Below are 6,158 nucleotides of genomic sequence, written 5' to 3'. Positions count from 1 at the left end.
GACGGTGCTCTCGTCGGTCACGGCCTCTTGAACGATTCGCAGGCCTTCGGTATTGAGCGCGCGGCCCGCGTGATTCACAACAAAACCCGGCATATCCCGGCATTCCACCGCCTGTGCCAACGAGACCCGTAACCGCCGCATGTATCAGCAGCAACTGGCCGGCGTCGAGGTGACGCCGCGCGGAGCAGTCGAAGATAGATGTGGCGAACCCTTCTGGCCGAGCAAGGCTGTTTGCGGCGCAGATGCTCCGCTACCCCAAAGAGTTCGCCTAAAACTACAACGCACGTGATTCGTCGGGAGAATTCGGGTCAGCCGCCGCAGATTAATGAATGTGGCTGCCGCCGTTGACGTCGATGGTCGCCCCGGTTACATAGCCTGCAAGATCAGACGCAAGGAAAAGGCAGGCGCCCGCAATCTCAACAGGCCGACCAGCACGCTGCAGAGGAATGGTCGTGGCAATCTCCTTCTGCTTCTCTTCGGACAGCCCGTCCAGCATGCCTGTTTCCGTCATTGATGGGCAGACGACATTGGCGCGGATTCCCATCGGCCCGAACTCACGAGCAATCGTACGGGTCAGGCTGATGACGCCGCCTTTTGATGCCGCGTAGTGCGCACCGCCGACCAGACCGCCGCCGCGTTGTGCTGCAACCGAAGCGACGTTGACGATGGCTCCGTGCTTTTGCTCAGCAAACACCGCGAGCGCACATTTACAGAGATTGAAGGTTCCCTTGAGGTTTACATTCATGATCCGATCGTAGTCGGATTCGTCGATTGTCAGCATCGGCTGGGCCTTAACGATCGCTGCGCTGTTCACGAGACAATCTACCGATCCGTAGTGAGCGCGGACGGCGTCGAACAGACGGATGCAGTCCTCACGGTTGGCGATGTCGCACTTGATACCGATCACGTCGGCATCGCGGCCAGTCTTGCTGTCGATGGAAGCCTTGATTTCGCTTGCCAGGCCATCATTCATGACGACATCGACAGCGACAATCTTTGCCCCATGTTCCGCAAATAGTTCGGCAGTCGCATACCCGATTCCCCTGAGCGAACCCGCCCCGACGATCACACAAACCTTGTTTTCCAAAAGCATGTCTTTTACTCCGTTTCGTGCCGATCCGCAGAGTGCGAATTAGCGTTTGATGTCGAGGTGTCGGGTTTCAGGGCTCGCAATGATGGCGATGAGCGAGGCACTAATGACAACCGCGCAAAAGGCAGTGATGACCCACGTCTGCCCGTGCGCACGCTGCAGCAGCCAGGCGCAGATGAATGGTGTGGGGCCACCCATCAGCAGATTCGCGCCGGTGTATGCGGCCGCGGAGCCGGAATAACGGACGTTGGTCGGGAAAGGCTCCGCAAAGAAAGCGGGTTGCACGCCGGACTGGATCTGGAGCGATCCGACGAACGCCGCCATCGCGAAGAAGATGAGGTACCAGCTCTTGCTGTCGAGGAGCGTGAAGTAAGACAGCGCGATCGCGAGCGTCAGCACAGATGCGATCATCATGGTCGGCTTACGGCCGATCCGGTCACTCACCGCACCGCCTGCGATGACCGTGAAAATCGCAAAGACGTTCGCACCCATCAGGCAAAGAAACGCAGTCTGACTTGGCAGTGCGAGATTCTTGGTGACATAGCTGAGCGAGAAGACGGTAATCACGTAGAAGCATGCCGTCGGGGCGCACCAGATTACGAGCAGTCGGAGAATCGTTCCCGGATACAGGGCAAACGCCTTGATCAACGGAATGCGTTCTTCCTGGCCTTTTGCATGTGCCTCCACGAAGGCCGGCGTCTCTGAAACCCGAAGACGGATATAGATTCCGACGATGACCAGCAGGAAGCTCAGAAGGAACGGCACACGCCACCCCCAGCTCTGAAACTGCTCCGCGCCGAGGGTGCTTGTCAACACGAACAGCATCCCGCTCGCCAGCGCCGCGCTCAGCGACGAACCGGTGTTAATAAAAGATCCATACAGGCCTCGCTTGTTCTGCGGAGCGTGCTCCATCGTCATCAGTTGGGCGCCAGTCGCCTCGCCGCCGAGCGCAAAGCCTTGCAGGAAGCGCAGGAGAACGAGACACAACGGTGCCGCAAAGCCAATGGTCGCGTAGGTCGGCAGACAGCCGATGAGGAACGACGCCGCGCCCATCAGCGACAACGTATAAAGAAGAATGTTCTTGCGCCCGATACGGTCGCCCAGCATGCCGAAGAACAGGCCACCAAGCGGGCGCGCAAAAAAGCCGATCCCGAAGGTCGCGAACGCCGCGAGGATCCCCATGTTGGGGTCCATCTGCGAAAAGAATATCTTGGGAAAGACGGTCGCCGAAACCGCACCGTATGCAGTGAAGTCGATCCACTCCAGCGCCGAACCTACAGTACTCGCGACAGTCGCGCGCTTTGCCATCGAGTTCGTCGGCGCGGCGGGCATGTCCATAGTTAGTGTGTCCCTCATCGGGATGTCTCCTGTTGGAAGATTGATTTTGCTTTGATAACGAAAAGGCAGGGGTAATCGAGCAAGCCTGGCTGGTCAGGCGTCGGACACATCCAACCGGAGAACGGGCGCAACTGAGTGTCCTGCATGCAGGGGCGCAGCACCCGGTCCCGGTTGCGCAGTGGCGCCGGGACGCCGCTGCGCCAGCCACAACCTAGCGCGCAAACACGTTCGGTTGGTGTACTTCAATCACGTTTCCATCCGGATCCTGAAGGAACACCTGATGCCAGCCGGCAATTGCCCAACGGCCGTAGTCCGAGTAACGAATGCCGCGCTCATCGAGCCGCCGCTTGAAGCCCTCGATGTCGTCAGTACGGAAGCAGAAGTGTCCTCGCGCCATGGGATTGACGATCTGATTCATCTTGAAGCCGGTGTCCAGGTCTCGCTCCGCCCAGTGAAATTCGATGTCGCCATCGCTCAGGAAGTCGACCTTGCCGTTGTAGCCGCTTGTCGTACTTTCGGCGTTCACCCGCGCGTGTTCTTCGTCGTTGATCGTGCCGAGATCGAACAGCGTTTGATAGAACTTGGTCAGGCGAGGAAGACTGTCCGTGCACAGGTTGAGGTGGTGAAACTTGAAGTTCATGTCGTGCCTCTTCAGGGGTCAAAGGATGCGCTTGGGTGAGCAGAAATGCATGAAGGTGTCGTATGCAATTGTTCTGTTCTGCTCTGTTCGAAGCTCTGTTCTCATGCTCAAAGCTTAATGACAAGTTATGTTGTTTCACTGGTGAAGTCAACTGTGCATAGGTGCAAACACCTACAAGTATTTTTGCGTGCGGTTCCGGGAGCCCGACTTTGTTATGCTTGGGCCTGTTATGCAGTTTCAGCGGCGCTTTTAGAGATACTTCCGACTGTGCGCGAACTAGGGACGCACCAAAATTGGCATGGGTTGCCGCAATATCCGATGCATGGATGAATTGAAATCGTAATCAGCCGCCACGGCATCCAGCGGGCGGGGCAGATATAGGGGATCGGAGGATTTGGCTTATGAAACGTGACGTCAACCCGGACATTTCCGCTGATGAAACGGGCGCCCGCAGCTATTCGGCCCCTGCGCTGGAGAAGGGCCTCGACATTCTTGAAGCGCTCTGTGGAAGCCAGCATCCGCTGACCCAGAAGGACCTGGCCGGCCAGGTGGGTCGAAGCGTGGGCGAGATTTACCGAATGATTCAGTGTCTGGTCAGCCGCAACTATGTCGCGCAGATCGATGACAGCTACGCAATCACCACCAAGCTATTCGAGCTTTCGCACCTGAATCCACCAACACACCGGCTGCTGCTCGAAGCGACGCCAGTCATGAACCGGCTAGCAAGCGAGTTCGATCAATCCTGTCATCTGACGGTTTATAACCACGGCAAGCAGGTCGTGGTGGCGAAAGTCGATACGCCGAGCGGAATGGGATTCAGCCTTCGGGTCGGGTCGGATCTGGACGTGCTGATCTCAGTGTCGGGACGGGTTCTGGTTGCCTTCCAGGATGAAGAGACACGCAAACTGCGGATTGCAGAATCGCTACAACGAAGGCCAGACCAGGCGGATCCGCAGATTGACGCCATTCTGGACTACATTCGGACGCGCGGCTTCGAGTCCGCCCCCAGTTCGCAGGTGAGGGGCCTATATGCGCTCAGCTTCCCCATACTGGATTCGAGAAATCACGCAAGCGCGGCGCTGACGATTCCCTATGCGGAACGAATCGACCAGGCGCAGCGCAAGCCGATCAGCGAGATTCAGGCGGCGTTGGAAGAGGCCGCCAGGACTATCAGCGGGCGCATTGGCGGAGGTGTGCCGGATTCCCAGGCAGCGGCATGACTGATGGCAATATCGGCCCCTTGAAGTCGCCTTCAACTACGCGTTCGCCCGCACCTGCGAACGTCCACCAACTCGCCTGCACAGCAGCGCAGCTGCTTCTCCAAGGGCGCCTTCAATGTCTGAAATCGACTTGCGACGAGTCTGATCGATCCGTTCAGCGTACGGAACGGTGAGCGCTGCTATCGCGTGGTTGTGCGAATCCAGAATGGGGAAGCTAACCGCGTACAAACCGCGCACCTGAACGCTCGGAGCCGATTCATAGCCACGCTGTTTGATAAAGTCGAGAACACCCGAGATCTGCGGATCAGCCTGGTCAGGGCGCCGCTCCAATGATTCATCGATTCTGAACTTTCGAGTTTCCAGGTCCTGGAACGCAAGAAGAACGCGCCCGGACGCCGACACCAGCACATCCAGTTCCGATCCCACGCGGACGCTAAATCCCATTCCGCTCGGGGTGTCGACCTTTGCGATTACGGTCTGACGGCCTTGGCCGTACACGGTCAGATGGCACGCCTGGTCGAGTTGACTCGACAGCTTCTGCATGATCGGCATTGCCTCGGTGAGCAGCCTGTGCGTGGGCGGGTTGTCGTGCGACAGGGAAAAAAGCTTTGTCGTGATGTAGTAGCTGTCGCCGATTTGCGCAACATACTTGCGGTCTATCAACACCGCAAGCATGCGGTAGAGCTCGCCGACGCTGCGCCCGAGCTGCAGGGCAATGTCCTTCATGGTCACCGGCCCTTCGGCCTGGCACAGCATCTCCAATATGTCGAGGCCCTTCTCAAGCGCTGGCGCGGAATAAGCGCGACCCTCCGCTTCTCCTGCTTTTGTCACTTCTGTCACGTCATCTTTCATCTGGTTGCTGCTCTTGAGTTCGCTGTTGGTGCATCGCTGCGGCATGGGTTGGTTTATTTCATGCGAAAGGCGGCCCGACGGTGTCGCTCGGCCCAATCGCAATAGATACGAATTCGAACCACTGTACTGGATGAGTCAAATCACTTCAATCAAGTGCTCCGCTCGCAGAACGGTCGTACCGCACTTGGCCGCGGATCAATCGCTCCGTGCACAACTCAGCGTTAACCGCAGGTTGTAAGGGCGTAGGAATCGCGTAGAATCATCAATGAAATGTGTTATTCACCTATGCATTATTCACCAGCGCGCATCTCGTTTAGCAGCAGAGGAACCAGGAGTTTTGATGACGGTAGAAGCAACTCACGTAACCTACACCCGCACTGAGCACTGCTCTGCCTCGTTAGTCAGGCGGGTGGCGGCAATGCTGGACCTACCGGTGGATGCCATCTGTGATGGCGCCCCACTTCCTCGCGGCTGGCATTTTCTCCTTATGGGTGCCGACACTCCGCGCTCAGAGCTGCGCGCTGACGGCTTTCCCGGTCTCGGCGCGCCAATTCCCGATCTTGGCTTGCCTCGCCTTCTGCAGGGCGGACGAAGCGTGGAGTATCACCATGACATTCCAATTGGCGCGGTCGTCACCAGGACGAGCGGCGTAGCCGACATCATCGAGAAGACCGGTGCCTCCGGGCGCAAAGCCATAGTGAAGATCGTTCACTCGTTGCGGCTCGCCAATCAAGCGGAACCCGCAATCACCGAGACGCAGACTTACCTGCTGTTGCCTGCGCAGCCGGGCAACAAGGAACCCGCCGACGAACCTGTTGCGGTATCGGCCTCCTATACGAAGGTCGTGGTCCCCGATGAGACGCTGCTATTCCAATACTCGGCGCTTGGATTCAACTCTCACAAGATTCACATCGACCGGGGCTACGCGCGCGAAGTGGAAGGGTTTCCGGATCTTGTGGTCAACGGCGGACTCACCACGCTGTTTTTAACTGAGTTCGCGCGCTGTGAACTTGCGCTG

General features: G+C 57.9%; 6 protein-coding genes. 2 read left to right on the top strand and 4 right to left on the bottom strand.

What is annotated here, in order from left to right; genetic code table 11:
- Nucleotides 1–322 precede the first annotated feature (322 nt).
- The 3 genes from P0D73_RS45740 to P0D73_RS45730 form a co-directional block, all read right to left on the bottom strand.
- Entirely contained in the window at nt 323–1,093 is a 771-nt protein-coding gene (locus P0D73_RS45740) for an SDR family NAD(P)-dependent oxidoreductase (RefSeq protein ID WP_408436284.1), read from the bottom strand.
- Nucleotides 1,094–1,132: 39 nt separating this feature from the next.
- The gene (locus tag P0D73_RS45735; RefSeq protein ID WP_408294556.1) at nt 1,133–2,446 is read right to left on the bottom strand and encodes an MFS transporter; all 1,314 of its coding nucleotides are present in this window, start codon (nt 2,444–2,446) and stop codon (nt 1,133–1,135) included.
- Nucleotides 2,447–2,639: 193 nt separating this feature from the next.
- A complete protein-coding gene (locus P0D73_RS45730) occupies nt 2,640–3,068 on the bottom strand; it encodes a VOC family protein (protein WP_408294554.1) in 429 nt (142 codons plus the stop codon).
- Between the two features lie 401 nt (nt 3,069–3,469).
- On the opposite strand from P0D73_RS45730, the gene P0D73_RS45725 reads away from it, so the two are divergent.
- A complete protein-coding gene (locus P0D73_RS45725) occupies nt 3,470–4,288 on the top strand; it encodes an IclR family transcriptional regulator (RefSeq protein ID WP_408436280.1) in 819 nt (272 codons plus the stop codon).
- Nucleotides 4,289–4,324: 36 nt separating this feature from the next.
- Here the strand turns inward: P0D73_RS45725 and P0D73_RS45720 are convergent, their stop codons facing one another.
- Nucleotides 4,325–5,140 carry an IclR family transcriptional regulator gene (locus tag P0D73_RS45720; protein WP_408436277.1) on the bottom strand — a complete coding sequence of 272 codons (816 nt, stop codon included), beginning with the start codon at nt 5,138–5,140 and terminating at the stop codon, nt 4,325–4,327.
- Nucleotides 5,141–5,480: 340 nt separating this feature from the next.
- Between P0D73_RS45720 and P0D73_RS45715 the strand changes: the two genes are divergently transcribed.
- On the top strand, nt 5,481–6,158 hold a 678-nt coding region (locus P0D73_RS45715; protein ID WP_408436274.1), incomplete at its 3' end, for an FAS1-like dehydratase domain-containing protein.

The organism is Paraburkholderia sp. RL18-101-BIB-B (assembly GCF_046026985.1).
Lineage (GTDB): Bacteria > Pseudomonadota > Gammaproteobacteria > Burkholderiales > Burkholderiaceae > Paraburkholderia.
This window is presented reverse-complemented; position numbering and strand designations above follow the sequence as displayed.

Coding starts and splice junctions, on each gene's coding strand:
- P0D73_RS45740 (WP_408436284.1), bottom strand. CDS start 1,093: ATGCTTTTGGAAAACAAGGTTTGTGTGATCGTCGGGGCGGGTTCGCTC.
- P0D73_RS45735 (WP_408294556.1), bottom strand. CDS start 2,446: ATGAGGGACACACTAACTATGGACATGCCCGCCGCGCCGACGAACTCG.
- P0D73_RS45725 (WP_408436280.1), top strand. CDS start 3,470: ATGAAACGTGACGTCAACCCGGACATTTCCGCTGATGAAACGGGCGCC.
- P0D73_RS45730 (WP_408294554.1), bottom strand. CDS start 3,068: ATGAACTTCAAGTTTCACCACCTCAACCTGTGCACGGACAGTCTTCCT.
- P0D73_RS45720 (WP_408436277.1), bottom strand. CDS start 5,140: ATGAAAGATGACGTGACAGAAGTGACAAAAGCAGGAGAAGCGGAGGGT.